Source organism: Xanthomonas arboricola pv. guizotiae (assembly GCF_002940205.1).
Lineage (GTDB): Bacteria > Pseudomonadota > Gammaproteobacteria > Xanthomonadales > Xanthomonadaceae > Xanthomonas > Xanthomonas arboricola_C.
The window spans coordinates 81,879-104,539 of the sequence record NZ_MDSK01000007.1 but is presented as its reverse complement, the minus strand read 5'-3'; the positions used below and the strand labels follow the sequence as shown (position 1 = coordinate 104,539).

Genomic DNA, 22,661 nt, shown 5'->3' with positions numbered 1-22,661 from the left:
CTCCGTGAGGCAGTGGCGCCGCTTTCAACGATTCCCGATTCCCAATTCCCGGCTTCACCGCAATCAACGAAATCACCTCGAAATGCGGCGGGCGCTTTTCGCGCGTCACCGTCTCCAGGCTGGACACGTCCAGCCCGGCCTTCTCGGCGAACCTGCGCAGCTCCTTGGCGGCAAAACCGAGATTGACGTGGCCATAGGCGTGCACCGCGGCGCGGTGTTCGTGCTTGGCCAGGCTGCACAGCAGCAGGCGGCCGCCGGGGCGCAGCACGCGCGCGGATTCGGCCACTGCCTGCGCCGGCTTGGCTGCGTAGGTGAGCGCATGCATCAGCACCACCAGGTCGAAGCTGGCATCGGGAAACGGCAGCGCATGCATGTCGCCCTCGCGCACCTCCACATTGCGCAGCTTGCGCAGGCGCTCGCTGGCGGCGGCGACCACGCGTGCGCTGGTGTCGATGCAGATGTAGCGGGTGGCATGTGGTGCCACCAGCTCGGCCAGCACGCCGTCGCCGGAGGCGATGTCGAGCACGTCGCCGGTTTCCAGCAAGGGCAGGGCGGTGCGCGCCAGCGCCTCCCAGGTGCGCCCCGGGGAGTAGTGCCGCTCCATGTCGCCGGCCACCGAATCGGCCCAGTTCTGGTCGGCGGCGCGGTTGGCCAGCACCGCGGCCACGCGCTCGGCGTCCTGACGCAGCAGCGGGTCGTCGCTGCCGGTGCTCAATGCCAGCCACAGGGCGCGCTGCGCCGGGTCCAGCGACACCTCGTCGAACCGGTAGTAAGCCGATACGCCGGCGCGGCGGTCGCGCACCAGCCCGGCTTCCTTGAGCTTGGCCAGGTGCGTGGACACGCGCGGCTGGGCCAGGCGGGTGATCGCCGACAGCTCGGCCACGGTGAGTTCTTCCTGCTCCAGCAAGGTCAGCAGGCGGACGCGGGTGGCGTCGGCAAATACCTTCAGGCGCGCCGACCAGTCTTCCAGATCCATGAATATCTCTATATCGCGATATGGAGATATTTTCGGCCGGGCAGGCTGTGGGGTCAACTACATACGCATGCGAATGGTTGGGGCTACAATGGGCGCTCAGCCTAGGCCTGGAGGGGTGCGACGTGGATTTCAGCTTTACCGAAGAACAATTGATGATCCAGGATGTGGCGCGCCGCATCGCCCAGGAAAAGATCGCCCCCAGCGCGGAGCAGTTCGATCGCAGCGGCGAGTTCCCGCTGGAGAACATCCGCCTGCTCGGCGAGAACGGCCTGATGGGCATCGAGGTGCCGGCCGAGTACGGTGGCGCCGGCATGGACCCGATCAGCTATGCGTTGGCAATGATCGAGATCGCCGCCGCCGACGGCGCGCATTCCACCATCGTGTCGGTCAACAACTCGCTGTTCTGCACCGGCATCCTGAAGAACGGCAGCGAGACGCAGAAGCAGCTGTACGTGCGCGCGATCGCCGAAGGCGCGCAGATCGGCGCATTCGCACTGACCGAGCCGCAGTCCGGTTCGGATGCTTCGGCGATGCGCTGCCGCGCGGTCAAGCAGGCCGATGGCAGCTTCGTGATCAACGGCAAGAAGAGCTGGATCACCTCCGGCCCGGTCGCCAAGTACATCGTGTTGTTTGCGGTGACCGAGCCGGACAAGGGCGCGCGCGGCATCACCGCCTTCATGGTCGACGCCGATCGCGCCGGCTTCCATCGCGGCAAGACCGAGCCCAAGCTCGGCATCCGTGCCTCGGCCACCTGCGAGATCGAGTTTGCCGATTACGTTACGCAGCCCGATGAGGTGCTGGGTGTGGAAGGCGAGGGCTTCAAGACCGCAATGAGCGTGCTGGATGCCGGGCGCATCGGCATCGCTTCGCAGGCGGTCGGCATCGCGCGTGCGGCGTACGAAGCCACGCTGGCCTACGTCAAGGAACGCAAGGCCTTCGGCGCGGCGATCGGCACCTTCCAGATGACCCAGGCCAAGATCGCCGACATGAAGTGCAAGCTGGATGCAGCGCTGCTGCTGACGCTGCGCGCGGCCTGGTTGAAGGGGCAGGGCCAGAAGTTCGGCACCGAAGCGGCCGTGGCCAAGCTCACCGCCTCGGAGGCGGCGATGTGGATCACCCATCAGGCGGTGCAGATCCACGGCGGCATGGGCTATTCCAAGGAAATGCCGCTGGAGCGCTACTTCCGCGACGCCAAGATCACCGAAATCTACGAGGGTACCTCGGAAATCCAGCGCCTGGTGATCGCCCGCGGCGAGACCGGCCTGCGCTGAAGAGCCTGATCCGGCACCGCGCCGCGGTCGGTTTTATTGGCCCAGGGATGCGCAGCAGTCGATCCAGCGTCTTGGCGCTGACGATTGCCTCGCACTCTGTAGGAGCGCGCTTGCGTGGGCGGTCAGATATCGCGGATGCGCCGTGTCAGTGGCCTGGCGCCGACACACCGCAGGCACCTCACAGCGCCAGATCGCGCCTGGTTGCGCCCGACCTTGTCGTACGCGGCGCGCGCGGATCACAATCGCGGCTTCTCCCGCCTCTGGTGCGCGCATGCCCCGATCCTTGCACGCTGTGCTTTCCCGCCTTTCGTCGTCCGCCCTTGTTGCGGTGCTGGTGTGTTGGGGGCTGTTGCTGGTCTGCGCTGCGGCAACTGCGCAAACGCCGCCGCCCTCGATCGTGCCCACCGACCGCCTGCAGGAAGCCTGGTGGGCGCAGCGGCATGCGCAGGTGCTGGAGCAGGTGAAGCAGCACGCCGACACCCCGCTGCTGTTGATCGGCGATTCGATCACCCAGAACTACGAAAAAGCCAAGGCACCGGACGAGGATTTTCAGCCGACCTGGCAGACCTTCTACGGCAGCCGTGGCGCGCTCAACCTGGGCTTCAGCGGCGATGGCACCGAACACGTGCTGTGGCGGCTGGCCAATGGCGAGGTCGATGGCCTGCAGCCGAAGGTCGCGCTGGTATTGATCGGTACCAACAACACCGGCCATCTCGGCCAGACCGCCGAGCAGGCCCAGCTCGGTATCGATGCGGTGGTGGCGGCGATCGAACAGAAATTGCCGCGCACCCAGATCTTGCTGGTGGGTGTGCTGCCCAGCGACATCTCCAGCGAGAAGTCGCGCCGCGATGCGCAGATCAACCAGGGCCTGGCGGTGCGCTATGGCGACAATCCACGCGTGACCTATCTGGATGTAGGGTCGATCTTCCAGCGCGACGGCAAGCTGCGCACCGAGCTGTTTTACGACACCCGCTTCCGTCCGCCGGCCGCTGCCCTGCATCCGGACACGCGAGGCCAGCGCATGCTGGCCGAGGCGATCGAGCCGACCCTGGCGCGCCTGCTCGGCGAGCCGCCGGTCAAGCCGGTTGCCGCGCTGGGCCGCGATTTTGCGACCTCGCTGATTCCGGTCGACCGGCTGGAGCAGGATTCCTACGACTGGTATGCGCGTCACCATGCGGCGCTGGCCGCAGCGCGCACGCTCAAGCCCGAGGTGGTGATGATCGGCGATTCGATCACCCACTTCTGGGCCGGCCCACCGCAGGCCACGCGTGTCAGTGGCCCCGAGTCCTGGAGCTGGTTGTACGGCAGGGCCCCGGTGCTGAATCTGGGCTTTGGCTGGGACCGCACCCAGAACGTGCTGTGGCGCATCCGCCAGGGCGAGCTCGACGGCCTGGATCCGCGCTGGGTGGTGCTGCATATCGGCACCAACAACCTCAGCGGCACCGCGCAATCGCGCGCCAGCACGCCTGCCGAGGCTGCATTGGGTGTGCAAGCAGTGGTGAGCGAAGTGCGCCGCCGCCTGCCCGACAGCAAGCTGATCCTGATGGCGATCATGCCTCGCGGCCGCAATGCCGGCGACGCACAGCGTGCGCCGATCGCCGAAACCAACCGGTTGCTCGCCGCGCGGTATGCCAAGGATCCGGCGGTGCGCCTGGTCGACATCGGACCGCAGATGTTGCAACCCGACGGCAGCCTGCCCGAAGCGCTGATGCCGGATGGCACTCATCCCAGCGAAGCCGGCTATCGCATCTGGGCGAAGGCGTTGCGTGAAGCAGGGATCACTGCTGCGCCTTAAGAGGCAGCCGACAAAACGACTGCACTCACAGCCAGGTGGCGCGCAGAGACTCGGAACCGACCTGATCCACTCGTGTGGTTCTTCGCGATATCAGCAGCCAACTGATGGCAGCTCGCCGCGTCTTGTCAGTCGCTCCTGAGGCGGGCTGCACGCAGCTGCGCCCATCGACAGGCGCGCGTAGCTGACGTGTGTGTTCCATGCGGCCAATCGCATGTTGCGGTGTTCAGTGCTGTCTAGCAGCTGAGCGTGCTTTCACGCATGCAAGGGTTGCAGTGATACGCCGGCAGCGCCGACGGCTTTGAACTACAAGTTGCTTCGAGCGGTGAGCTGTCTCTACCGGAAGACGTGGCGCGATCCGGCCGGTCGCATTCGACATTGCGGTAGCGGTGTACGCGGGACTCGCAACGTGAGGTCGCGGCCGGCACACCAGGCGCTGGATTTTAAAACCCCAGAAACCAGAAGACCCCCGATCGCTCGGAGGTCTTTTTAAACTGGTGCCCAGAAGAGGACTCGAACCTCCACGAAGTTGCCCCCGCTAGCACCTGAAGCTAGTGCGTCTACCAATTCCGCCACCTGGGCAGGTGAGCCGCAAATTCTGCAGACTCCTGGCAGGCTTGTCAATGCCTGGCGAATGGCAATTGCGACCGGCCGGGCGCGGCTTGCCGCCCATGGCGCGGCCGCAAGGGGTACCATGTAAGCAATGACAAAGAAAAACACCCCAGATTCCGATCGGCCCAGTCGCCGCAAGTCCACCAGCCCGGGCGAGTCCACCACCGCCGAAAAACAGAAGTTGCCGGGCTGGATGCCGGACTTCCTGGTCCGCGCCGCCGCCGGTGCGTCGACCAAGTCCGCCAACAAACGCGCTGCCGACAAGGCCGCCAACGCCTCGCCCGAGCTGCCGGTAGCGCCCGGACTGCCCACGCCGCCGCCACGCGCCCCGCATCCGCGCAAGAGTGGTCCGCCGGCGCCGCCGCCGGAACGCTTCCGGCAGGCGCCGACCGAAGCGCCCGCGCCCGCGGCGGGGTTCAACGATCCGCATGCCGACCGCGAAGCATTGCGCTACGCCGAGCCGATCGCCAGCCGCGAGGCCATCCTGCAGTTGCTCGAGGCCTGCGACGGCCCGCAGACCGCCGAGGAAATCGCCGAACAACTCAATCTCAGCGACCGCATCGACGCGCTGGGCAAGCGCCTGGCGGCGATGGTGCGCGAGGCGCAGCTGGTGCAGAACCGTCGCGGCGGCTACGCGCCGGTGCAGCAAACCAGTCTGATCGCCGGCGTGGTAATCGCCAATCCGGAAGGCTTCGGTTTCCTCAAGCCGGACGAAGGTGGCGACGACCTGTTCCTGCCGCCTTACGAAATGCGCAAGGTCATGCACGGCGATCGTGCGCTGGCCAACGTCACCGGCATCGACCGCCGCGGCCGTCGCGAAGGTGCGATCGCCCGCGTACTCGAGCGCGGCATGTCGCGCATGCTCGGGCGCTTTTTCTATGAGCACGGCGTGGCTTATGTCGACCCCGATGACAAGCGCATCCAGCGCAACGTGCAGATCGCACCGGATGGTATCGGCGAGGCGCGCGAAGGCCAGTTGGTGGTCTGCGAACTGATCGCACCGCCGGACGCGCGCCGCCCGGCGATCGGCAAGATCATCGCAGTGCTCGGCGACAAGCTGACCCCGTCGCTGGTGGTGGAAATGGCCATCCACGGCCACGAGCTGCCGCACGAATTCCCGCAGGAAGTGCTGGACGAGGCCGCGGCAGTGCCGTTGGTGGTCGAGCCGCAGATGATCGGCGGGCGCGTGGATCTGCGGCAGATGCCGCTGGTCACCATCGACGGCGAAGACGCCAAGGATTTCGACGACGCGGTGTATTGCGAACCCAATGCAGACGGCTTCCGTCTGGTGGTGGCGATCGCCGACGTATCCAACTATGTGCGCCCGGGCACCCCGTTGGACGACGAAGCGCAAAAGCGCGCCACCTCGGTGTATTTCCCGGGTTTCGTGGTGCCGATGCTGCCGGAGACCCTGTCCAACGGCATCTGCTCGCTGATGCCCAAGGTCGACCGCATGTGCTTCGTCTGCGACATGCAGGTGGGCCGCGATGGCGAAGTCACCGGCTCGCGTTTCTACGAAGCGGTGATGAACTCGCATGCGCGCCTGACCTATAACCAGGTCTGGAAGGCGGTGGGCGAGGACGACGCCGACACCAAGGCCTTCATCGGCCCGTTGCTGCCGCAGGTGCAGCGCCTGCATCAGCTGTACAACGTGCTGTCCAAGGCGCGCACGCAGCGTGGCGCGATCGAGTTCGAAACCTCCGAAGTGCGTTTCGTGCTCGACAACACCGGCGAAGTCACCCAGGCCGGCATGCTGGTGCGCAACGATGCGCACAAGCTGATCGAAGAGTGCATGATCGCCGCCAACGTCGAGGCCGCGCGTTACCTGCTGAGCGTGCATGTGCCGGCGCCGTACCGCGTGCACGAGCGGCCGCCGGAGAGCAAGTACGAAGACCTGCTGGAGTTCCTCAAGGAATTCCAGCTGAGCCTGCCGGCATGGAGCAAGGTACGCCCCGGCGACTACACCAGGCTGCTGAAGAAGGTGCGTGCGCGCCCCGACGCGGCGCTGCTGGAGTCGGTGCTGCTGCGCAGCCAGAGCCTGGCGGTGTATTCGCCGGACAACAATGGCCATTTCGGTCTGGCGTTGGAGGCGTACGCGCACTTCACCTCGCCGATCCGGCGTTACCCGGATCTGCTGGTGCACCGCGCGATCAAGCACGCCTTGAGCGGTGCCAGCCCGGAAAAATACATCTACACCCCGCGTCAGATGGCGGCGTTGGCGCTGCAGTGTTCCGAGCGTGGTCGGCGCGCCGACGAAGCCGAGCGCGAAGTCGACGAGCGGTATCGCGCCGCGTGGATGGAACAGCATGTCGGTGGCCAGTTCGATGGCGTGATCAGCGGCGTGACCGGATTCGGCCTGTTTGTGGAGTTGAACGAGTCCAAGGTCAACGGCCTGGTGCATGTCACCCAGTTGCCGCAGGACTACTACCAGTTCGATCCGATCCGCAAGACGCTCAGTGGCGAGCGCCGTGGCCGCACCTTCCGTCTGGGCGACCCGGTGCGGGTGCTGGTGCTCAAGGCCAGCATGGAGGAACGCAAGATCGACTTCCGCCTGGCAGAGGATCGCGGCGATTCGCCCGAACCGCCGCCGCCGCCGCGTGCTCAGCCGGCCAAGCGCAAGAAGAAGCAGTACTAAGCGTGTCTGCAGGACCGCGAGCCGCCCTCCGACGGCGGCTCGCGACGCGTACGGACCGCCGCATATGAGCTGCAGGTCGTTGCGGCTAGACGCTCGCAACGCGCGCTGGGTGCCCACTTTCAAGGCTTGAGGCGACGATGGACGCAGCAATCGAGTACAGCGGTGGCTGCCAGTGCGGCGCCGTGCGTTTCCACGTGCGCGGCAGGCTGACGGACGCCTCGATCTGCCATTGCCGCATGTGTCAGAAAGCCTTCGGTGCCTAGTACGCGCCGTTGGTTTCGGTGCGCGGTACCGAGTTCGGCTGGACCCGCGGCGAGCCGAAGCGCTTCGCCTCTTCATCGTTGGTGTTGCGTGGCTTCTGCGCCGAATGTGGCACGCCGCTGAGCTATGAAGCGCCCGATGGCCCGGCGATTGCTGCCGGTGCGTTCGATACGCCCGAGCGGTTGCCTCCGGCAATCCAGTACGGGGTGGAGCGCAAGCTGCCCTTCGTCGATGCATTGGCCGATCTGCCGGCGCGCACCACCGAGGACGATGTCGCCGCATTGGCGTTTCTGGCCGATGTGGTGTCAAGGCAGCATCCGGATCACGATACTGCGCAGTGGCCAGTGTGAGTTTGCGCCCGCAGGCGTGAGCGCCTATCGCAGGGGGGGCGACGGCGAGTGCGTGCAGGTGCCGGCACCATCGCAACGGTGCGAGCGCCATCTTCGATCCCCGCAATCGGCCGTACAGCGTGCTGACGTTCTGGCCGTGGTCCAGGAACAACGCGATCTCCCTGCTGGCAGTGCCGTCTGCGCTCCGCCCGTGACGTGGCAGGCCGCAGGCCCTACCATTCCCCTTTATCTCTTCGTATCCGGCGCAATGAGCAGCAAGCAGAATCAGTGGATCGTCGGCGTCAACGCCGTCGCCTCGTCCGTCGAGAACGACGCCGACAACGTGCGCGAGGTGTTGATCGAGGCCGGCAGCAAGAATCCGCGCCTGATCGAAATCGAAGAGCAGGCCCGTCGCAAGGGCATCGACGTGCGCAGGGTCACCACCCAGGCACTCGATGGCGTCGGTGGGCAGGTGCGCCACCAGGGCGTGGTCGCGCGTTATGCCGCAGCGCGGCTGTGGGCGGAAAACGAGCTCGAAGCGCTGGTGACCGCAGCCGAGGGACGTGCCTTGCTGCTGATCCTCGATGGCGTGCAGGATCCGCACAATCTCGGTGCATGCCTGCGCAGCGCAGCCGCCGCCGGCGTCACTGCGGTGGTCATTCCCAAGGACAAGTCGGCCACGGTCAACGCGACCGTGCGCAAGACATCGGCCGGTGCGGCCGACCGTATTCCGGTGGTGGCGGTGACCAATCTGGCGCGTTGCCTGCGCGATCTGCAGAAGCAGGGCGTGTGGCTGTACGGCCTGGCCGGCGAAGCCGAGGCGTCGCTGTACAGCGTGGACCTGCGCGGCAACGTCGGGCTGGTGCTCGGCGGCGAGGCCGACGGCCTGCGTCGTCTCACCCGCGAGCATTGCGATGGCCTGGTCAAGATCCCGATGCCGGGCGATATCGAAAGCCTCAACGTGTCGGTGGCCGCCGGCGTGACCCTGTTCGAAGCGGTACGCCAGCGCCTGGGCGCCTGAAGCGGCGACCGAAACGACTGCGCTCACCGCCAGGTGGGCGCGTGAGCGGCCGATGCCCTGACTCAGCACGCACCACCGTGCACTGCGCTTGCTGCGCGCTGTCCGCATCCAGCTGGCGATTGTTCGCTCTGTTGCCAACCACTCTGAACCGCACGTGCGTGCCAATGGCGAGCCGCGCAGGTCGGTCGGCACGGCGAGATCGCGCATCCGGCGCGGTTCGCTCCGCGCACCCACGCAGTGGCCGATCTGCGCAAACCATGGTGCCGGTGCGCTTGCCGCTGCAGTGCCGGGCGTGCAGGTAGCGCGCTGCAGATGACTTTCGCCCAGGCATGTGGAGATCCACCGGCGCGCGTGCCCGTTTTTGCCTACCATATCGCCAGCGAACGGCGTGTTATGTCTGATGAGAGATGGGGCGGGGGCCTGGTCGACGGGCGAGAACGGATGCGATGCCAAGGCGTCGGCACGGGGAAACAGGCGGCCGCAGCGCTGGCTCGGTGCCGTGGTCTGCATGTTGCTGGCGCTGTGCCCGCTCGTGGCACTGGCTGCACCGGCCGGCACGGCGCCATTACGCGACTACGCGATCGACAGCTGGAGCTCGCGTAACGGCCTGCCGCACAACTCCTTGCGCGATATCGCCCAGACCCGCGATGGCTACCTGTGGTTCGCCACCTGGGAAGGCCTGGTGCGTTACAACGGCCTGGAATTCGGCATCGTCGACCGCAGCACGCGTCCCGGCCTGCCCGACAACGGCGTCGGCGCCTTGTACGTCGACCACGACGGGGCGCTGTGGCTCAGCGATGCGCGCGGCAATCTGGTGCGGCACGGCAGCGACGGGCAGTGGCGGCACTGGCAGCGGCAGGGACAGTGGCCGCAGGCGCTGATCCATGCAATGACCATGGATGCGCACGGCCGCATGTGGTTGCTGTTCGAGGGCCACGGGCTGGGCTGCCTGTGGCCGGATGGGCGCTTCGAGTATTTTCCGCCGCGCGATGGCGTGCCGCTGCAGAGCAGCTTTCCGCGCATGGCGTTCGACGACCGGGGTCGGCTGCTGATCGGCACGCTGGACGGCCTGATCTATCGCGAAGCGGACGGGCGCATGCATCGCGCCCCGGCCGCGTTCGGCCTGCCGCCGGGGCTGGCGTGGCCATACCGCGCCGCTGACGGCACGCTGTGGGTCGTCGCCGGCGAGCAGCTGTATCGGCTGCGGGGCGAGACTGCGGAGCTGGTGCGGCGGGTGCCGGGGCAGGGCCATTTCACCGCGATGCTGCAGGACCGTCATGGCGACCTGTGGCTGGGCAGCGAAAATCAGGGGCTGCTGCGCATCGGCAGTCATGGCGTGGAGCAGTTGCCGGCCGGTCGCAGCCTGCCGACCGGGCGCATCGTCAGCCTGCGCGAGGATGCCGAAGGCAGCATCTGGGTCGGCGCCAACGGCGGGCTGTTTCGGCTGCGCGAGACTTTGTTCAGCAGTTACAGCCAACGCGATGGCCTGAGCGGCGACTATGCCCGCGCGGTGCTGGAAGACCGCGACGGCAGCCTGTGGATCGCCAGCACCGCCGGCCTGGATCGGATGCTGCCGGACGGGCGCATCGTGCCGGTGGCGGTGGCCACGCCCTCCGGGCGCACGCTCTCGGTGCTCAGCCTGGCGCTGGATCGGCACGGCGATCTATGGGTGGGCACGTATGCCGATGGCGTCTTCGTGCTGCGCGACGGACGCCTGCTGCGGCATTACGGTGACGCCGAGGGCATTCCCAGCGGGCATATCCGCGCCATCGTGATCGACGACTCAGGCGTGGTATGGCTGGCCACGCAGCGCGGCGTGGTGAAGCTGGTGAACGGCAAGCGGGCGCCCCTGGCCGTCGACGGCCTGCCCGATGGCGTGGTGACCGCGCTGGCCAGCCTCGATGGCGCGCTGTGGATCGGCTCGGTCGACGGCGCGGCGGTACTGCGCGACGGAAAACTGCAGCAATTGAATCTGGAAGCCCTGGGCGGCGCGCGGAGCGTGTTCGGTTTTCAGCGCATCGGTGACGCGGTCTGGATCTCGACCGACCGCGGCCTGTACCGGGTGCGTAACGGCAGGCTCGCACGCGTGGGCCTGGAGCAGGGCATGCCGGTCGATACGGTGTTCCAGCTGGTCGGCGACCGGTTCGGCAACGCCTGGATCAGCAGCAATCGCGGCGTGCTGCGCACACAACTCGCCCTGCTCGACGCGGTTGCCGATGGACGCGGCCGGCTGCTCATCGAACGCTATGGCGAGATCGACGGCATGGGCAACGCGCAGGCCAACGGCAGCTCCGGGCCGAGCATGATCGCGCGTGCCGACGGCTCGATCTGGGTGGTCACCGCCGGCGGCGTGAGTACGGTTGATCCGGCGCGCCTGCAGCGCTTTCGCGAGCGGCGCGCGCCGCCTGCGGTGATCGAGAGCGTGCAGCAGGACGCACGTCCGCTGACATGGCGGCAGCAGGCACGCCTGCCGGGCGGGCACCGCCTGAACGTGTCCTACGTCGGCATGAGCTTTCTGCCGCCGGAGCGGATCGAATACCGCACGCGCCTGGAAGGCCTGGACACCGACTGGACCGAGCGTGGCCGGCAACGCAGCGTGGAATTCATCGGCCTGCCGCCAGGGCGCTACCGTCTGCATGTGGCGGCCCGTCACCCGGGCGGTGCCTGGAGTCCGCACGAGGCGGTGTGGGCGTTCGAGGTGCTGCCGCTGTGGTGGCAGCGCCAGGACGTGCGCCTGGCCGCGGTGCTGGGCGCGATGTTCCTGCTTGCGCTGGTGTATCGATTCCTGTTGCGCCGCTACAAGACCCATAACACACGCCTGGCCGAACTGGTGCGCAAGCGCACCGAAGATCTGCAACTGCAGGCACAGCGCTTGCTGCAGGCCAACCAGGAAAAGAGCGAGCTGCTGACGCGGCTGCGCATCAAGTCGGATGTGTTCGAGCGCCAGGCGCACGAGGACGCCCTGACCGGGCTGCCCAACCGCCGGCATTTCGACGAGGCGCTGGCGCGCGACATCAGCCGCGCCCGCCGCAGCGGGCGGCCGCTGGTGCTGGCGATTCTGGATATCGATCACTTCAAGCGCATCAACGACCACTATTCGCACGCCAGTGGCGATGCGGTGCTGCACGAAGTCGGCGTGCTGCTGACCGCCGCCGCACGCGCGTCGGACCTGCCGGCACGCCTGGGCGGCGAAGAGTTCGCCCTGCTGCTGGCCGACACCCCGCTGGAGGATGCGCAGGCGCTATGCCAGCGCATCCGCGAGCGATTCCACGCGCGCAGCGACTGGGGCGGCGTGGAAGGCCTGCAGGTGACCTTCAGTGCCGGCGTGGCCCAGTTGCGCGACGACGATACCGGCTCATCGCTGATGCAGCGCGCCGACCAGGCGCTGTACCAGGCCAAGAGTGCGGGGCGCGATCGCATCTGTGTGGGTTAGGTGCTGGGATTGGGGAATCGGGATTTGGGAATCGGGAATCGCAGAGCCAAGGTGCTTGGCGCTTTCCTTCTCCTGCGGGAGAAGGTGCCCGAAGGGCGGATGAGGGTAAGGGCACACGCAGTGGCGCCGCCAACTGCTGATGTCTCAAGCAGGGAGCCCCGCTGCTTTAACGATTCCCCAATCCCCAATCCCCGCTCAAACAGGTCCCGGCCAGGCATTGGCTATCGTGCAGAACAGCCGCGCGGTCTGCTCGGTGTCGTAGACCGCGCTATGCGCATCGGCGGCGTTCCAGTCCAGGCCTGCGGCTTGTGCCGCGCGCGCCAGCACGGTCTGCCCGTACGCCACGCCGGCCAGGGTGACGGTGTCGAACACGCTGAACGGATGGAACGGGTTGCGTTTGTGGCCGACGCGCGCAACTGCGGCGTTGAGGAAGTTCAGATCGAAATGCGCGTTGTGGCCGACCAGGATCGCGCGCTGGCAACCGTACTTCTTGACTGCCGCGCGCACCGGTGCGAACACATGGTCCAGCGCGTCCTTTTCCTGCTTGGCGAAGCGGAACGGATGGTCGAGCACGATGCCGGTGATCTCCAGCGACTTCGGGTCGATCTCCAGCCCCGGCGCCGGCACCAGATGGGCGCTGGCGGTGTCGCCCGGGAAGAACCGCCCGTCGGCATCCATTTCGATCGGCACGCAGGCGATTTCCAGCAGGGCGTGCCTGTTCCAGTCGAATCCTCCCGTTTCCACATCCACCACCACGGGCAGATAGCCGCGGAAGCGTCGCGACATGGGCAGGAAGGAGGGGGCAGGCTGCAGGTCGACCGGTTCGTTCATCGGCATAGCCTAGCAGGTCGCACGGCCGGCCCGATCGTGGCGGCTGGCGGCCTGCCCGCGTGTACTGAGCGGCGATCCGGCAAACAAAAGCCCGACCCGTGTTGCCACGGATCGGGCCCAGGAACGGTGCTGCAGCGCTGGCGTCAGCGGGCGGCGACCACGCTCGCGATCAGCCCGGTGGCCACCGCAATGAGCACGTAGTTATTGTCCACGCGGCGCCACTCGTGCCCGCGTTGCGGCGTGTTCAAGTGATGCTTGCGGTAGTCGGTCACACGTATTCCACGATGGTCCGGTGCCAGGCGCTCGCCGCGGCGATACGGCGGGCCGCGACGATCGTTGCGGTGGTCGTCGTGGTGCGCGCTGCGGCGGTCGTCGCGCCTGTCGTCGCGGTGATCGTCGCGGCGGTCCGGACCATGCGCGTCGTGGTGCTGCGCGATGCGGTCGCGGTCGTCATGCTGTTGCGGCGCCGCGAACGCTGCGCCGGACGTCAGCAGCGATACAACCATGAGGGATCCGATGATGCGTTTCATCTGCCTACTCCTGCGTCACAGGAACAGCCTGTGCGAGCCCACCGTAGGTATTTGTAGCTGAATACGTAATGAAATAAGGCGTTGCGGCCTGTGCCGGCAGGTGCTGCCGGCACCTGTTGCGATCAGATGACGCCGGTGGTGCTGGTGTCGTCGCGCTTCAGGCGCGGCGGCAGCGGCTGCTCGCCGTGCACCAGAAACCACACGTTCTCGGCGATGTTGGTGGCGTGGTCGCCGATGCGCTCCAGGTTCTTGGCCATGAACAGCAGGTGCGTGCAGGGCGTGATGTTGCGCGGGTCTTCCATCATGTAGGTCAGCAACTCGCGAAACAGCGCGGTGTACTGCGCATCCAGGCGTGCATCTTCGTCGCGCACGCGGATGGCCGCATCGGCATCCTTGTTGCGGTACGCCTGCACCGCTTCGCGCACCGCATCGGCGGCCATCTTGCCGAGTGCACGCAGGCCCACCGTCTGCGGTAGCGGCGGTGCGGAATTGAGCGCGATCGAGCGCTTGGCGACATTGGCCGCGTAATCGCCGATGCGTTCGATATCGGCCGGAATGCGCAGGCCGGCCAGGATCTCGCGCAGGTCGCGCGCCATCGGCCCACGCAGCGCCAGCCGCATCACGTCGTGGCTGATCGCATGCTCCAGCGCATCGATCGCTTCGTCGTTGACCACGATACGATGCGCGGCGTTGTCGTCGCGACGCTCCACCACATCCAGTGCGGCTTCCAGCTGCGCCACCGCCGTGTCGCCCATGCGCACGATCTCGGCGACAAGACGGTGCTGCTCCTCGTCGTAGCTTTTGACGATATGGTCGTTGAGGTGCTGGTTCATCGTGATCTCGATTTGTGGCGGTGGTGGATGTCCGCCGTGACCTCGGCGACATGGCACATCATGCAAATGTCGTGCCGGGCGGCGCGACGGAGATGCTGGAGACGGCGTTGCGATGACGCGGCTTACATCAACCGAAACGACCGGTGATGTAGTCCTCGGTCTGTTGCTTGGACGGCTGGGAGAAAATCGTTTCGGTGCGGTCATGCTCGATCAGGTCGCCCAGGTACATGAAGGCGGTGTAGTCGGACACGCGCGCGGCCTGCTGCATGTTGTGGGTCACGATCACGATGGTGTATTCGCGCTTGAGCTCTTCCACCAGCTGCTCGATCCGGCTGGTGGAAATCGGGTCCAGCGCCGAGGTCGGTTCGTCCAGCAGCAACACGTCCGGGCGCAGCGCCACTGCGCGTGCGATGCACAACCGCTGCTGCTGGCCGCCGGACAGGCCCAGCGCGCTTTGCCCCAGCTTGTCCTTGACCTCGTCCCACAGCGCGCCCTGGCGCAGCGCCTGCTCGACCCGGTTCTGCATGTCGGCCTTGGAGAGTTTTTCGTGGTGGCGGATGCCGTAGGCGACGTTTTCGAAGATCGTCATCGGAAACGGCACCGGCTTCTGGAACACCATGCCGACCTTGCTGCGCAGCCGGTTCATCGGGTACTTCGGCGACAGGATGTTTTCGTTGTCCAGCAGCACCTCGCCGCGCGCTTCCATCTTCGGATACATCGCATAGATGCGGTTGAAGATGCGCAGCAGGGTGGACTTGCCGCAACCCGATGGCCCGATCAGCGCGGTGACGCGCTTTTCCGGGATCTCGATGTTGATGCCCTTGAGCGCGTGGTACTTGTCGTAATAGAAATCCAGATTGCGTGCGGCCACTTTCACCGGCGTCTGCGCGGCCGGAGCTCCCTTGGCGGCCGGAACGGCGATGCGATGCATCGGCATGGCGTTTTGGAGATCGTTCATGTCGGGTGTCCGGAGGGAGAGGTCAGTCATTGGAAATCTTGTTGCGCAATAGCAGGGCGCGCGCGCCCAGGCTCACCAGCAGCACGAACACGGTCAGCACCAGCGCGCCGGACCAGGCCAGGGTCTGCCAGGTCTCGTAGGGGCTGCCGGCGAACTGATTCATGATCACCGGCACGCTGGCCATCGGCTGGAACACATTGCTGTTCCAGTACTGATTGCCGAAGGCGGTGAACAGCAACGGCGCGGTCTCGCCGCTGATACGGGCCAGGGCCAGCAGGATGCCGGTGAGGATGCCGGCCGATGCGGCGCGATACAGCACCTGCACGGTGACCTTCCATTGCGGGATGCCCAGCGACAACGCCGCTTCGCGCATTTGCGCCGGCACCAGGCGCAGCATTTCGTCGGTGGTGCGTACCACGACCGGCAGCACGATGAAGGCCAGCGACAGCGCGCCGGCAAACGCCGAGAAGCGCCCGCCGGTCTGCATCACGTACAGCGTGTAGACGAACAATCCCAGCACGATCGATGGCGCCGACAACAGGATGTCGTTGACGAAGCGCACCACCACGCCGGCCTTGCGTGCATTGCCGTATTCGGCCAGCCAGGTGCCGGCGGCAATGCCCAGCGGCGTGCCGATGGCCAGCGCCAGACCGCACATCACCGCACTGCCGAAGAAGGCATTGAGTAGCCCGCCTTCCTGCATCGGCGGCGGTGTCATCTTGATAAACAGGTTGACGTCGATGCCCGGCACGCCCTTGGACAACAGGGTCCACAGGATCCAGGCCAGGAAGAACAGGCCGAACATCGCGGTGACGCAGGACAGCAACAGGGCGATCGCGTTGGTCACGCGGCGGCGGTTGTACGGCGATTGCGAGACCGAGGACATCAGTTGCCCTCCCGACGCGACAGCTGCATCAGCATGAAGCGCGCAATCGCCAGCACGATGAAGGTCACGATGAACAGCACGAAGCCCAGCAGCAGCAATGCCGAGCGATAGGTTTCGGTGGCCTCGCCGAAGTCATTGGCGATCAGTGCGGCGATGGTGGTGCCGGGCTCCAGCAGCGACGGCGACAGCCGCACCGTATTACCGACCACGAACGCCACCGCCATGGTCTCGCCCAGCGCACGGCCCAGGCCCAGGAACACGCCACCGATCACCGCCGAGCGGGTATAGGGCAGCACGATGTCCCAGCTGACTTCCCACTTGGTCGACCCCAGCGCATACGCCGATTCCTTCAGGCGCGTCGGCACGGTCAGGAACACCTCGCGCATCACCGACGAGATGAAGGGGATCACCATGATCGCCAGCACGAAGCCGGCGGTCAGCAACCCGATGCCCAACGGCGGGCCCTGGAACAATGGGCCGATCAGCGGCAGCGTGCCGAGGTGATCGTTGAGCCAGGGCGTCACGTGCTCGGTCATCACCGGCACCAGCACGAACAGGCCCCACATGCCGTAGATGATCGACGGGATGCCGGCTAGCAGTTCGATCGCGGTGCCGACCGGGCCGCGCAACCAGCGCGGCGCCACTTCGGTCAGGAAGAACGCGATACCGAAACTCACCGGCACCGCAATCAGCATCGCAATCACTGCGGTGACCAGGGTGCCGTAGATCGGCGCCAGCGCGCCGTATTTGTTTTCCACCGGATTCCAGTCGGCGGAATAGAAAAAGCTCATGCCCTGCATCTGCAGGGCATGGCGTCCGCCCCACAGCATCGATAGCGCGGCGCTGCCGAGCGCCAGCAGGACGAAGACGACCGTGGCGGCCAGCGCAAGCTTGAACAGGCGATCGGCGCGTGCATCGCGCAGGTCGCGGCCGCGCGGGGCGGTCATCGCTTCGGGAATGGCGGTGGCATTCATTCGATTGGACTCGTCACCCGCGCGACGGCGGGAGCGTGAGACAGCAGGAACGGCGAGGCGCCCGCAGGCACCTCACCGCAGCGCAACCCGCCATGACGGCGGGTGCAGGGCATCACTTGAACTCGCTGCCCCAATAGGCTTCGATCTGCTTGACCAGTTCCGGCGGCAGCGGCACGTAATGCAGTTCGCTGGCCTGGGCTTGGCCGTTGTCCAATGCCCACTTGAAGAAGTCCAGCGTCGCCTTGCTGCGTGCCGCATCCTTGGGCTGTTTGTGCATCAGCATGAAGTTGGTGGCGGTGATCGGCCATGCCTTCTCGCCCGGTGCGTTGGTGATCACCAGATTGAAATCCTTGGCGTTGGCCCAGTCGGCGCTGGCGGCGGCAGCGGCGAAGCTTTCCGCATTCGGCTCCACCCACTGGCCAGCCGCGTTCTGCAGCGAGGCGTAGGGCATCTTGTTCTGCAGTGCGTAGGCCAGTTCGACATAGCCGATCGAACCCTTGATCTGCTGCACGTACGAGGCCACGCCTTCATTGCCCTTGCCGCCGACGCCACCGGGCCACTGCACCGAGGTGCCTTCGCCGACCTTGCTCTTCCACTCCGGGCTGACCTTGGACAGGTAGTTGGAGAAGTTGAAGGTGGTGCCCGAGCCATCGGAGCGATGCACCAGGTTGATCTTGGTCGCCGGCAGCGTTACGCCGGGATTGGCCGCGACGATCGCCGCGTCGTTCCACATCGTGACCTTGCCCAGGAAGATGTCGCCCAGCAGCGCGCCGGTCAGGCGCAGCTTGCCCGGTGCGATGCCTTCCAGATTGACCACCGGCACCACGCCACCGATCGCCGACGGGAACTGGCCCAGGCCGGCCAGCTGCAGTTCGGCGCTGTCCAGCGGCTTGTCGGTCGAACCGAAATCCACCGTGCCGGCCTTGATCTGCGCGATGCCGCCGCCGGAACCGATCGACTGGTAGTTCACCTTGTTGCCGGTGGCGGCGTTGTAGTCGGCCGACCACTTGGACACCAGCGGATAGATGAAGGACGCACCGGCGCCGGAGATCTCGGCGCCCTTGCTGTCGCTGGCGGTGGCGCCTGCGGTCGGCGCGCCCTTGGCGGCGTCGCCGGACTGCGCGTCCTTGCCGGGCGAGCACGCGGCCAGGGCCAGGGCGATGGTGAGGGACAGGGCGGTCAGGCTGGCCGACTGCAATTTCATGGAAGCTCCGAGGCTGGATTGGCCGGGTGTCCGGCAGACCACGCTATGAAATGATGTTTTTGTTACACGTGCATGACAGTGCCTTCTGGACCAGGCATCACAAAAAAAGACGCGACCCCGTGGGGCCGCGTCCCGGTGCCGACGCCGGGGAGAGAGACGGCGTCGTTCCTGTCGCTGTGGCTGGGCATTACTTGGGCAGGTTCTTGGCCCAGTAGCCTTCGATCTGGGTCACCAGGCTGTCCGGCAGCGGCACGTAGTCCAGTTGCTTGGCCTGCGCGTCGCCCTTGCTGTAGACCCAGCGGAAGAACTCCAGCGTGTTCTTGAGGCCGGCCGGGTTCTTCGGCTTCTTCTGCACCAAAATGAAGTTGGTGGCGGTGATCGGCCAGGCGTTGTCGCCGGCGGCATTGGTCATCACCAGGTAGAAGTCCTTGCTGCTGCCCCAGTCGGCGCTGTTGGCGGCGGCGGCGAAGGTCTCGTCGGACGGCTGCACGAACTTGCCGGCAGCATTCTTCATCGCGGTGTAGGCCATCTTGTTCTGCAGCGCATACGACAGCTCGACGTAGCCGATGCCGCCCTTGATCTGCTTCACGTACGCGGCGACACCTTCGTTGCCCTTGCCGCCGATGCCGGTCGGCCACTGCACCGCGGTGCCTTCGCCAACCTTGCCCTTCCAGTCCGCGTTGACCTTGGACAGGTAGTTGGTGAAATTGAAGCTGGTGCCCGAACCGTCGGAGCGATGCACCACGGTGATCTTGCCTTCCGGCAGCTTCGTGCCCGGGTTGAGCGCGGCGATCGCCGGGTCGTTCCAGGTGCTGACCTTGCCCAGGAAGATGTCGCCCAGGGTCTTGCCGTCCAGCTTGAGCGCGCCGGCGGCGATTCCCGGCACATTGACCACCGGCACCACGCCGCCAATCACCGACGGGAATTGCGCCAGGCCGGCCGCGGCCAGTTCTTCCGGCTTGAGCGGCGCATCGGACGAGCCGAAGTCCACGCTGGCCGCCTTGATCTGGGCGATGCCGCCGCCCGAACCGATCGACTGATAGTTGACCTGCTTCTTGGTGGCGGTGTTGTAGTCGGCCGACCACTTGGACATCACCGGGTAGATGAACGACGCACCGGCGCCGGTGACATCGGCGGCCTGGGCGCACAGTGCCAGCGAGGCGGCGAGTACGCCGATGGCCAGACGGGTCTTCAGAGAGTGGATCACGGAACAGCTCCTGTAGCGAAGGGATGAGGACGTCCCGCCGTCGTGCCATTGCAGGGCAGGGGCATGACTGCGCGGTGTCCGGGAGATGACATGCAGATGACGGCGTTGCGGCGGGGCGCGTTGCCGGGTCGGATCAGGGTGGTTGCCGCCGTGGCACGCTCACGGGAGCGCAGCACGGCAGCCGATCCAGCGCGCACTTACCAATAGAACTGCGCACGTGCCTCAATGATCGACGGGTTGTCGTCGACCAGGCCACGCGTGGCGCTGTTGTAGCGGGTGCTTTCCACCTTGGCGTAGTTCAGCGCGAACTTGAAGTTGGAGCGCCAGTACCAGTTGGCGCCGAGCGTCCACACATCCATCTTGCCGCCCAGCACGCCGTCCACGAACGGGGTGGTGCCGTTGGAGACCAGGTGGCCGTCGTTGAGGTCCAGGGTGTCGTAGCGCACCGCCAGCTGCCACAAACCGGAGGCCGGCGCGTTCGGCAGCGGCGTGGTCGGCACGCCGGCCTTGTAGCCCCAGGTCTCGCCGGTGATGTTCCAGACGCCGCTGACGTACCAGCCGTCACTCTTGTAATCGTTGGCGTTGTTGCCGATGCGCTTGGCGTTTTCCTGGAAGTACTCGCTCTGCAGCTTGAACGGGCCGGTGATCCACATCGCCTCGGCTCCGGCCACGCCCACGCGGTCCACGTTGGTGATGGCGCCACTGTCGATCAGGCGCACCGTGGTCAGGTCGGCGTCCGGGCGCGCGCGCAGGCGCAGGGTGTCGTCGTCGGTGTCGTAACCCAGGTAGCTCAGGCCGAAATGCAGCACGTTGCCGCTCTCGTTGAGCGGCGCCCAGGTGCCGCGCGCGCCATAGCCGCTGCCGTGGGCCTGGTTGCGGGTGAGCTCGCGGCCGAACGCACTGGCGGTCACGCTCCAGTTGTTGTCGCCCATGCCATAGGCCACGCCCAGCCGGCGAGAGATACCGTAGGTGTTGGTGACCGAAGCCTTGGACACGAAATCGTTGTTCTTGGTGCTGGACAGTTCTTCCAGGCTGTTGGGTTGCTTGAACTGGCCGATCTGCAGGTAGTTGTTGGCGTTGCCGCCGAACTTGTACTTGATGTTGTTGTCGAGGAGACGCCCGGTGCTGCGGATGGTGGTGCCACGGATGGTGACTTCCTTCAGCACGCTGGGGTCGTAACCGGCCACCCATTCGACATTGCCCGGGCCCTTGCCCTTGAGCACCAGCTCGGCGCGGCGGATGCTGAATTCTGAATTGTCGCCATTGGCGCCGATCGCGCCGTTGAGGTCCAGCACATCGTTGTGGAACCAGTTACCGTCGGCCTGGACCAGACCTTCCAGCGAGATCTCCGAACCGCCGATCACGTCGATGGCGATTTCGGCGTGCGCGGCGGGTGCGGCCAGCGCCAGTAGCAGGGCGGAGCCAAGCAGGGTGGGAGAAAGTTTCATGTGTGCCTTGCGACCTGAGAAAGTGAGCGCAGGCTATGGCGTGAAAGTTGCGTTAATGTGACAACTTCGCAGCGCGGTGATTTTTAATTTTTGTCAACGAAGACAAATATTTACATGAGTTTTGTTTTTGTCATCGTGTGTCATGAGTCTGAACAAAGACCGGGTTATGACAGATGTGACAGAGCATCCGCGTCGCGTATTGGCGAGCTCAAGTGTGCGACAACCTGAACTTACGCCGTAAATCCATGATCAATCAGGCGCTTTGTGCGTCGCACCACTTGCACATGGCTGCTCTAAATTGTTAGTTTCGAGGCCATGTTTCCTCGATTCCTCCAATTGCTGCTGGTTTGCCTGCTCGCGCTCACCGCGTGGTCGGCAGCCAGTGCACATACGCGCATCCACGATGCGTTCGTGGGCGACGGCTTGGCGATGATGGTGGATGCTGGCGAAGAACGCGATGCAGCAGGAGATCCGCAGGACGACGGCGATACACAGAGCCAAGTCGACACACAGCCTGCAGACGATATCCCCTTGCTCTCCCAGGCATGGCCGATGCTGGCGCGGTATTCCCCCTCTTGGCACGCGCATCACGCGCCGGCAAATCAAAAACGCGACATGATCCCACAGCTGCGCCCTCCAAACGCACTGATTGGCTGATCCCCGCTGTCGCTGTACCCGGCGCGTTCCGCGCCGGATTTCCGATTGATTTGTTTTGTCTTTGCAATTCGCGGCTTGCGCCGCGAACGGCTATTCGTTGCCCAGAGGAATCTCCCATGGAAAGTTTGCTAGAAGGTTTTCGTCATTTCCGTAAGGAAGTGTATCCGCGCCAGAGTGCGCGCTTTCAGGAACTGGCAGGCGGCCAAAGCCCGCACACGCTATTCATTACCTGCGCAGACTCGCGCGTCATGCCGGAGCTGATCTTCTCCGCACAGCCGGGTGAGCTGTTCGTCTACCGCAACATCGGCAATGTGGTGCCGCCTTACTCCCAGCATGTCAGCGGCGTGGTGGCGGCGATCGAATACGCCATCGCCGTGCTGGGCGTGCGGCACATCGTGATCTGCGGTCATACCGACTGCGGCGCAATGAAGGCCGTGCTCAAGCCGGAGTCGCTGGAAGACGTGCCCTCCGTGGCAGCGTGGCTCAAGCACACCGACGCAGCGCGTCATGTCACTGCCCATCACGGGCACGACCCGCACAGCCAGGACGCGCTGAGCTGCATGACCGAAGAGAACGTGGTCTCGCAGCTGGATCATCTGCGCACGCAGCCGGTGGTGGCCGCGCGTCTGGCCGCAGGTACCTTGCGGATCCATGGCTGGATCTACGATATCGCCCACGGCGAGATCCGCGCCTTCGATGCCGAGAAGGGTGGCTTCCGTCCGTTGTTGGCGGAGAAGACTCCTGAAGCCACCCCACGTCCGCGACTGCAGCAAGTCGTGCGCGCTGAACTCGCCTGAGGGAGC

The 22,661-nt window shown here is 65.7% G+C and carries 16 protein-coding genes, 1 tRNA gene and 2 pseudogenes; 8 read left to right on the top strand and 11 right to left on the bottom strand.

The annotated features are described in order from the left end of the window. Positions 1–28 precede the first annotated feature (28 nt). Positions 29–976 (bottom strand): annotated as a pseudogene (locus XarbCFBP7408_RS06255) (ArsR/SmtB family transcription factor); the annotation flags it as partial. 122 nt (positions 977–1,098) lie between these two features. Here XarbCFBP7408_RS06255 and XarbCFBP7408_RS06250 point away from each other — a divergent pair. After that, positions 1,099–2,247, top strand: coding sequence for an acyl-CoA dehydrogenase family protein (locus XarbCFBP7408_RS06250; RefSeq protein WP_104562212.1), 1,149 nt, complete (start codon positions 1,099–1,101; stop codon positions 2,245–2,247). Between the two features lie 271 nt (positions 2,248–2,518). Next, a complete protein-coding gene (locus XarbCFBP7408_RS06240) occupies positions 2,519–4,042 on the top strand; it encodes a platelet-activating factor acetylhydrolase IB subunit (RefSeq protein ID WP_181106310.1) in 1,524 nt (507 codons plus the stop codon). A 492-nt stretch (positions 4,043–4,534) separates the two neighbouring features. On the opposite strand, the gene XarbCFBP7408_RS06235 is transcribed toward XarbCFBP7408_RS06240, so the two are convergent. Continuing rightward, positions 4,535–4,621, bottom strand: a tRNA-Leu gene (locus tag XarbCFBP7408_RS06235). Positions 4,622–4,742: 121 nt separating this feature from the next. On the opposite strand from XarbCFBP7408_RS06235, the gene rnr reads away from it, so the two are divergent. The 4 genes and pseudogenes from rnr to XarbCFBP7408_RS06215 all read left to right on the top strand — a co-directional run bounded on the left by rnr (position 4,743) and on the right by XarbCFBP7408_RS06215 (position 12,330). Then, the gene (gene rnr, locus XarbCFBP7408_RS06230) at positions 4,743–7,286 is read left to right on the top strand and encodes a ribonuclease R (protein ID WP_104562209.1); all 2,544 of its coding nucleotides are present in this window, start codon (positions 4,743–4,745) and stop codon (positions 7,284–7,286) included. Positions 7,287–7,423: 137 nt separating this feature from the next. Further along, positions 7,424–7,897: pseudogene (locus XarbCFBP7408_RS06225) on the top strand (GFA family protein). A gap of 247 nt (positions 7,898–8,144) precedes the next feature. Then, positions 8,145–8,897, top strand: coding sequence for a 23S rRNA (guanosine(2251)-2'-O)-methyltransferase RlmB (gene rlmB / locus XarbCFBP7408_RS06220; protein WP_104562208.1), 753 nt, complete (start codon positions 8,145–8,147; stop codon positions 8,895–8,897). 400 nt (positions 8,898–9,297) lie between these two features. Then, positions 9,298–12,330 carry a ligand-binding sensor domain-containing diguanylate cyclase gene (locus tag XarbCFBP7408_RS06215; RefSeq protein ID WP_104562207.1) on the top strand — a complete coding sequence of 1,011 codons (3,033 nt, stop codon included), beginning with the start codon at positions 9,298–9,300 and terminating at the stop codon, positions 12,328–12,330. A gap of 195 nt (positions 12,331–12,525) precedes the next feature. Here XarbCFBP7408_RS06215 and rnt read toward each other — a convergent pair whose 3' ends face one another. From rnt to XarbCFBP7408_RS06170, 9 genes are all read right to left on the bottom strand, one after another. Further along, the gene (rnt, locus tag XarbCFBP7408_RS06210; RefSeq protein WP_104562206.1) at positions 12,526–13,167 is read right to left on the bottom strand and encodes a ribonuclease T; all 642 of its coding nucleotides are present in this window, start codon (positions 13,165–13,167) and stop codon (positions 12,526–12,528) included. Between the two features lie 137 nt (positions 13,168–13,304). Beyond that, positions 13,305–13,691 carry an RcnB family protein gene (locus XarbCFBP7408_RS06205; RefSeq protein WP_104562205.1) on the bottom strand — a complete coding sequence of 129 codons (387 nt, stop codon included), beginning with the start codon at positions 13,689–13,691 and terminating at the stop codon, positions 13,305–13,307. A 122-nt stretch (positions 13,692–13,813) separates the two neighbouring features. Next, positions 13,814–14,524 carry a phosphate signaling complex protein PhoU gene (gene phoU / locus XarbCFBP7408_RS06200; protein ID WP_104562204.1) on the bottom strand — a complete coding sequence of 237 codons (711 nt, stop codon included), beginning with the start codon at positions 14,522–14,524 and terminating at the stop codon, positions 13,814–13,816. Positions 14,525–14,651: 127 nt separating this feature from the next. Continuing rightward, positions 14,652–15,482 carry a phosphate ABC transporter ATP-binding protein PstB gene (gene pstB / locus XarbCFBP7408_RS06195; RefSeq protein WP_104562203.1) on the bottom strand — a complete coding sequence of 277 codons (831 nt, stop codon included), beginning with the start codon at positions 15,480–15,482 and terminating at the stop codon, positions 14,652–14,654. Positions 15,483–15,504: 22 nt separating this feature from the next. Continuing rightward, on the bottom strand, positions 15,505–16,368 hold the full coding sequence (gene pstA / locus XarbCFBP7408_RS06190; RefSeq protein WP_104562202.1) for a phosphate ABC transporter permease PstA: 864 nt from the start codon (positions 16,366–16,368) through the stop codon (positions 15,505–15,507). After that, entirely contained in the window at positions 16,368–17,342 is a 975-nt protein-coding gene (gene pstC / locus XarbCFBP7408_RS06185; RefSeq protein ID WP_078563471.1) for a phosphate ABC transporter permease subunit PstC, read from the bottom strand. Before pstC ends, pstA begins: the two co-directional genes overlap by 1 nt. Before the next feature lie 112 nt (positions 17,343–17,454). Beyond that, positions 17,455–18,546 (bottom strand): phosphate ABC transporter substrate-binding protein PstS, encoded by a 1,092-nt coding sequence (gene pstS, locus XarbCFBP7408_RS06180; RefSeq protein ID WP_104562201.1) that lies wholly within the window; start codon positions 18,544–18,546, stop codon positions 17,455–17,457. 187 nt (positions 18,547–18,733) lie between these two features. Further along, the gene (pstS, locus tag XarbCFBP7408_RS06175; protein WP_181106308.1) at positions 18,734–19,753 is read right to left on the bottom strand and encodes a phosphate ABC transporter substrate-binding protein PstS; all 1,020 of its coding nucleotides are present in this window, start codon (positions 19,751–19,753) and stop codon (positions 18,734–18,736) included. A 197-nt stretch (positions 19,754–19,950) separates the two neighbouring features. Next, positions 19,951–21,201 (bottom strand): OprO/OprP family phosphate-selective porin, encoded by a 1,251-nt coding sequence (locus tag XarbCFBP7408_RS06170; RefSeq protein ID WP_104562199.1) that lies wholly within the window; start codon positions 21,199–21,201, stop codon positions 19,951–19,953. A gap of 336 nt (positions 21,202–21,537) precedes the next feature. On the opposite strand from XarbCFBP7408_RS06170, the gene XarbCFBP7408_RS06165 reads away from it, so the two are divergent. Beyond that, a complete protein-coding gene (locus XarbCFBP7408_RS06165; protein WP_181106323.1) occupies positions 21,538–21,858 on the top strand; it encodes a hypothetical protein in 321 nt (106 codons plus the stop codon). 116 nt (positions 21,859–21,974) lie between these two features. Continuing rightward, on the top strand, positions 21,975–22,655 hold the full coding sequence (locus XarbCFBP7408_RS06160; protein WP_104562197.1) for a carbonic anhydrase: 681 nt from the start codon (positions 21,975–21,977) through the stop codon (positions 22,653–22,655). The last annotated feature ends 6 nt before the right edge of the window (positions 22,656–22,661 follow it).

Coding starts and splice junctions, on each gene's coding strand:
- XarbCFBP7408_RS06240 (WP_181106310.1), top strand. CDS start 2,519: ATGCCCCGATCCTTGCACGCTGTGCTTTCCCGCCTTTCGTCGTCCGCC.
- rnr (WP_104562209.1), top strand. CDS start 4,743: ATGACAAAGAAAAACACCCCAGATTCCGATCGGCCCAGTCGCCGCAAG.
- rlmB (WP_104562208.1), top strand. CDS start 8,145: ATGAGCAGCAAGCAGAATCAGTGGATCGTCGGCGTCAACGCCGTCGCC.
- XarbCFBP7408_RS06215 (WP_104562207.1), top strand. CDS start 9,298: ATGAGAGATGGGGCGGGGGCCTGGTCGACGGGCGAGAACGGATGCGAT.
- rnt (WP_104562206.1), bottom strand. CDS start 13,167: ATGCCGATGAACGAACCGGTCGACCTGCAGCCTGCCCCCTCCTTCCTG.
- XarbCFBP7408_RS06205 (WP_104562205.1), bottom strand. CDS start 13,691: ATGAAACGCATCATCGGATCCCTCATGGTTGTATCGCTGCTGACGTCC.
- phoU (WP_104562204.1), bottom strand. CDS start 14,524: ATGAACCAGCACCTCAACGACCATATCGTCAAAAGCTACGACGAGGAG.
- pstB (WP_104562203.1), bottom strand. CDS start 15,482: ATGAACGATCTCCAAAACGCCATGCCGATGCATCGCATCGCCGTTCCG.
- pstA (WP_104562202.1), bottom strand. CDS start 16,368: ATGTCCTCGGTCTCGCAATCGCCGTACAACCGCCGCCGCGTGACCAAC.
- pstC (WP_078563471.1), bottom strand. CDS start 17,342: ATGAATGCCACCGCCATTCCCGAAGCGATGACCGCCCCGCGCGGCCGC.
- pstS (WP_104562201.1), bottom strand. CDS start 18,546: ATGAAATTGCAGTCGGCCAGCCTGACCGCCCTGTCCCTCACCATCGCC.
- XarbCFBP7408_RS06170 (WP_104562199.1), bottom strand. CDS start 21,201: ATGAAACTTTCTCCCACCCTGCTTGGCTCCGCCCTGCTACTGGCGCTG.
- XarbCFBP7408_RS06160 (WP_104562197.1), top strand. CDS start 21,975: ATGGAAAGTTTGCTAGAAGGTTTTCGTCATTTCCGTAAGGAAGTGTAT.